General features: G+C 38.6%; 7 protein-coding genes. 4 read left to right on the plus strand and 3 right to left on the minus strand.

From position 1 onward, the window contains the following. Both PR833_RS19635 and PR833_RS19640 read left to right on the plus strand, forming a co-directional pair. Positions 1–296 (plus strand): hypothetical protein (locus PR833_RS19635; protein ID WP_272526446.1); only part of this gene is annotated, 296 nt, incomplete at its 5' end. Between the two features lie 136 nt (positions 297–432). Continuing rightward, positions 433–1071 (plus strand): type I restriction-modification system subunit M N-terminal domain-containing protein, encoded by a 639-nt coding sequence (locus PR833_RS19640; protein ID WP_272526447.1) that lies wholly within the window; start codon positions 433–435, stop codon positions 1069–1071. On the opposite strand, the gene PR833_RS19645 is transcribed toward PR833_RS19640, so the two are convergent. Next, complete coding sequence (locus PR833_RS19645) at positions 1058–1465, minus strand: HNH endonuclease (RefSeq protein ID WP_113532876.1); 408 nt, start codon at positions 1463–1465, stop codon at positions 1058–1060. The genes PR833_RS19640 and PR833_RS19645 overlap by 14 nt on opposite strands. Before the next feature lie 115 nt (positions 1466–1580). On the opposite strand from PR833_RS19645, the gene PR833_RS19650 reads away from it, so the two are divergent. Further along, on the plus strand, positions 1581–1793 hold the full coding sequence (locus PR833_RS19650; protein ID WP_017045299.1) for a helix-turn-helix domain-containing protein: 213 nt from the start codon (positions 1581–1583) through the stop codon (positions 1791–1793). A gap of 43 nt (positions 1794–1836) precedes the next feature. On the opposite strand, the gene PR833_RS19655 is transcribed toward PR833_RS19650, so the two are convergent. Together PR833_RS19655 and PR833_RS19660 are read right to left on the minus strand one after the other, a co-directional pair. Next, entirely contained in the window at positions 1837–2670 is an 834-nt protein-coding gene (locus PR833_RS19655) for a hypothetical protein (protein WP_272526448.1), read from the minus strand. Positions 2671–2707: 37 nt separating this feature from the next. After that, on the minus strand, positions 2708–2869 hold the full coding sequence (locus tag PR833_RS19660; protein ID WP_272526449.1) for a hypothetical protein: 162 nt from the start codon (positions 2867–2869) through the stop codon (positions 2708–2710). 186 nt (positions 2870–3055) lie between these two features. On the opposite strand from PR833_RS19660, the gene PR833_RS19665 reads away from it, so the two are divergent. Beyond that, on the plus strand, positions 3056–3295 hold a 240-nt coding region (locus tag PR833_RS19665; RefSeq protein WP_272526450.1), incomplete at its 3' end, for a hypothetical protein.

Consider the following 3295-nt stretch of genomic DNA (forward strand, 5'->3'; position numbering starts at 1 on the left):
AAGTCTCGGCATTTGGGGGTGTTTTTTTGATTTTTGGCGAAACCATTATAACAGCCCCATTTGCTGTCTACTTTTTATACCGAAAAGATCAACACGCTCTAGTCACAATAATTTTTAAATTTGATATTAATAGCGTTTATTGGCTTGGTTTAGCTTCGCTTTGTGTGCATATTGCGTATTATTATTTGAATTTAGTGCGCACTAGGTATGTTAAGAGTTTGGGCTCTTATGCTAATACTGGTATTGGGGGATTCAAAATAGATTTAAGGTGTTTAGGTGGATTTTTGAGCTTCTAAGGCTGCCAGTCATAGTGAATTTTCAACACGATTTTATGATAAGATAATGTCATGATATTTTGTGTCCACAGTGCCTTTCACGCCCTACTACTTAGGGTAATGTGAGTGGTAGTTATTCAATCATCAAGGTAATGACATGACAACGGCAAATGACGCACAGCAATTGCGTGAACTTCAAGGGAAATTATGGGATATCGCGGATTCTTTGCGTGGCAAAATGCATGCAGATGAATTTCGTGATTACTGTTTAGGTTTTACTTTTTATAAGTATTTATCTGAGCAATTTGCTAACTATGCAGACCATATTTTGAAACAAGATGGCTTAACCTACAGTTCACTGGACATTCATTCACCAGATTATGCCGATATCCTTGAGGCGGTGAAAAGTGATGCGATTGAAGCGATTGGACAAGGTTTTATCTTAGAGGACTTGAGTAAGATACTACGTGGGATTGAGCAAAGCACATTGGGCTCAGAGTCTGTCGATGATTTTAGTAACTTATTTGAAGATTTAGATTTAACCTCTAGCAAGCTGGGAAATACTGAAGCGGCTAAAAATGAATTGATTGCGAGCATCATTAATAAGCTCGATGAATTAAGTTTTAATTTAACTGATGCCAATACCGATATTTTGGGTGATGCTTATGAGTATTTAATTGGTGAGTTTGCCAGTGGTGCAGGGAAAAAAGCCGGTGAATTCTATACAATGTCATATTCACCGTGTTCTAACAAAGTCCATCTTCAAGAATCTAGAGAAATTGTTACTTTTTCATAGGTCTTAACTCTTCAAGTTCCTCCGGTACTTCCAAGATTACATTTTCATCGGCTGTTATTAAGCCACCATTTTTATAGCCGTAGATTGGCTCATTAAAACTTGAATTTAGTTTGTTCTGTCGCTGCTTCTCGATTTCTTTAAGGGAAAGTGCCATATCCTTGGGACAAGGTGACCGTCCCCACCAGTTCAAAAGCAGTTCTATTTTATGCTTTGGTGGTAAGTCTTGCAGAATGCTATTCATGAGTGTGCAGCATGCAACTTGGTTGGTAAATCCTTGGTAATCTCCCATTGAGCTTGGAATGATGTGATCAATAGATGCATCACGCTCAAGAAGCGGCTTTCTACAGTAAAAGCAAAAGCCACCTTGCCGGTGAATCAAAGTACTTAGCTTCATGTTGTTATCCTAGTGTATTGAAATCGTAATATCAGATTAATTCAAAATGAGCGATATATCCCGTGGTGATATAGACTGCATTTGGTGATAGTTCTGTCTTTTGGGCAGAGCAATTATGAAAGATCCGCGCTTAGTCGCTTTTGGTGAAAAAGTTCGTCAAACGAGAAAAGAGAAAGGTTTATCTCAGGAAGCGTTGGCTGATCTTGCAGGGATCGACCGTAGTTATATGGGACACATTGAACGAGGTGATCAGAACATTACCCTCACCAAGATCTATCAGATATCTGATGCTTTGAGGGTGTCAGTTTCCGATTTGATTTCTGATTAAGTGTAATGCCCCCTCATTGCGAGAAGGGCATTTAATTAGTCTGCTAAAAAAACACCACTTGGCGATTTCGTAATACATCACCGTCATATTTATCTTTCAGAGGGTTAATGGCTTTTTGAACAGCTTCAGCAAGATCATTGACTTCGTTGTAGAGTATCCTTAATGCCTCTACTTTTTCTTCTGCATTGAATATCTTTCTTGACTCATCAGGGACTATTAGCGCGTTTCTTTCGTCATCAAGATATGAAATGATTAGCAAGTATGAACGCAAGTTATCGAGGAGTGTTAGCGGTAGGTATTGGCTGCAAGACAATCTTTCGTTCATAGAATAGGCAATCGCAGCAATGTCATAACTAGTCAGTTTTTTTGCTTTTGATTTCTTATAATCTGGCATGTCGGCAATTATATTTTTCATTAACCGAGTTACTTTTTTAAGGTTGCCGCCGTACTGAGTGTCTCTGTCATTTACCTTCTTGATGTGCAGAAAAGGCTTGTTCTCAATTAAAGCATGATTGTCTTTGTCGTAAATTTTTACTGCTCTGAAGTGCTCAAGCTTTGATCTTTGGTAGTCATGCGTATCGTGCCAACTACTTGGAACGATATCCACTTTTCGTCTAAGGCTACCACCACTAAGGGCAATCGATTTGGCTCCACTAGTGTTTACTTCAGCGGCATGATAGCGAGACTTGAGTTTCGCTTCTGCTTGAAGTCTTAACTCTCTTACAATATCAACCATTGGCCGAGTATCGCTTGAATCTGAGTAGTAGGTACCGGGCAAAGCTGGTCTTTGGACAGTAATTACGTCCGATTTCAGTATCAACATATCTACGTCAGAATGACCTTCGATATGAATATCCAATGCAACAGAGCCTTGCATTCTAGCTTCGGCATTGATTCCTGACGTCTTGAGCATGTTAATTATGTGTTGATGCTACTCGCTCACCTTCGTCTTTCGAAACTTTTGTAGACTCTTGGCTGACTGCCGCCATTGAACCAATCACATATTTTATCGCAGCATTTTCATGTAGCTTTTCATGCGCTTCTGTCGGTCTTAGATCGCCGTAGTACGAATACATACCTATGTTTTTTAAATGTAGTCACTAAAAGATCATCTCATATTGATCTGTATTTGATGATCTTTATCAGATCATTGTGAAAAGATTTTTATTCTGCATTAAGATCAATTTGTAGATCTTTATTTTGTTGTATGTATAATTCAGCTCTATGTTTTGAAGTGTGTTAAATAAATACTAGGAGTTTTCATGAAACTAACTAAAATCTCAGCAGTAATAATTACAACATTAGGATTATCCAGCGCTGCTTTTGCATCTGAGATACCTCATCCACCAATATATAATCCTGATAGTATAATTAACGAGTTACCTACAGGTGAAGCGCCAACGTCACCACCGATACTTATGCCAGATGGTTCAACAGTTGGTGGTAAATTTACTTATAGTGCAGAAGATAGTTATGAAGCGGCGCACGTATTAGGTAAGCAA

It is taken from the genome of Providencia sp. PROV189, from assembly GCF_028480065.1.
Classification (GTDB): Bacteria; Pseudomonadota; Gammaproteobacteria; order Enterobacterales; family Enterobacteriaceae; genus Providencia; species Providencia stuartii.